Consider the following 1,574-nt stretch of genomic DNA (forward strand, 5'->3'; position numbering starts at 1 on the left):
TATTCCGAGGTTACTGTCTTATTTTTAACACTTTTTGAGCCATAAAAGGGCATGCAAAAAAAACACCTCATCTGGTATTTTTTGAAACAAGGTGTTCCAATAATACGGCATAGACAGCCTTATCGATTTTGGGTCAAAGAGTAATCGTAAAGTTTGTTATGCGTAATGAGGTAATACATTGTTCGAATGAGACGATGTATAGAGGCAATCGCATGAGGCTTAGTTGAAGCTATTGTCGATAGTCTTTTTCGTTTCTCATAAAAGTCAGCGATATGGCAGGGATTGGTATGACTAGCTGAAGCGATGTTGTGAATGCACTTGAACAAGATTTTTCTGGCATAGGGATTACCTCGTTTAGTGATGTGTTCTTTGGCGAGAAATTTCCCAGATTCATAGTGTCTCAGGTCAATGCCAATAAAAGCGTTGATTTGATTGGAAGACTGAAAGCGACGAATATCTCCCAATTCTCCAATGATAGATGTCGCTGTGGTTTCTGCGATGCCAGGAATTGACCGTAAGATGTCATACTCTGGTAAAGGCTGAGCTAGAGTTACCATGTCGTTTAAGACAACTTGTCTGCGTTCAGAAAGGCGAAGCAATTCTTGAGCATAGTAACGAACCTCTTCAAGCATAGGAGAGTTTTTCTTGACCGCACAAAAAGATTGTTTAGCGAGTTTTATAAGTTTATCAGTCAGGTAAGCAATACGCTTTTCAGAGATGCGTTTGGAGGTAGATTGACGGATAATCTCATACAAGTCACTTTGAGATAGGCTTAATACAAACTCTTTACATGGAAAAACCATCACTAAGTTCCAATATTGCTCGCCAGTTGGTGTGGATAAGAGATTTTCCAATTCAGGAAAGGTGATTTGTAGGACCTTGTGCAGACGGTTTTTAGCTCGAACAAGGTCTTCTGTCAGATTTTGATAGAAACGGCTTAAATCACGAAGGTGTTGATAAACTTCTTCCTGCACGTAAGTTGGTTTACGATTGTGCACAAGCTGAGATTTAGCTAACTTTTCAGCGTCAATTTTATCTGTTTTACGAACTCGCAGACTGTCCAATTGCTTCTTAGCTTCCAGAGGATTTAGCCGTGTGTAAGCGTAACCATATTCCTCGAGAAAGGCCTGAAGACGTCGAGAATAGACGCCTGTAGCCTCAAATATAATCTCAGGGTTATGAACAGTTTTCAAGTCGCCCAATAGGCGATTGAAACCAAAGGCATCATTGAGTATGGTGTAGCCATGAACCTTCTCACCGTTGACTAAAATTGCCACCTCAGAACTTGTTTTACTGACATCAATTCCAAATACTGCACGCATGACATTACCTCTTTTGTCTTGAATAATTCCATGTTTTAGTGATTTTATTTTCAATACGCGACGTTTAGCGTCCCACATACTTTGATCAAACTCCACCTAAAACAAGGTGTCTTGCCAGTTTGTCAAGCGACGTCTAGCGCCATAGAGCCCTACGACTTTACAAGACACCACTACTTTAACATAAAGAAAAAGTAGTGAGTACTCTCTCCCGTCGGAGATTTCTTCACTACTAATCTTAGTATGTTTTCTACA

At 40.1% G+C, this 1,574-nt stretch carries 1 protein-coding gene; it reads right to left on the reverse strand.

Going from position 1 to position 1,574, the window contains the following annotated elements; genetic code table 11:
- Positions 1–119: 119 nt before the first annotated feature.
- Positions 120–1,322: an IS110 family transposase gene (locus FZ952_RS11470; RefSeq protein ID WP_148881747.1), complete on the reverse strand. Its 1,203-nt coding sequence runs from the start codon at positions 1,320–1,322 to the stop codon at positions 120–122.
- Between the last annotated feature and the right edge of the window lie 252 nt (positions 1,323–1,574).

This window comes from Streptococcus sp. Marseille-P7376 (assembly GCF_902460385.1).
GTDB classification, from domain to species: Bacteria; Bacillota; Bacilli; order Lactobacillales; family Streptococcaceae; genus Streptococcus; species Streptococcus sinensis.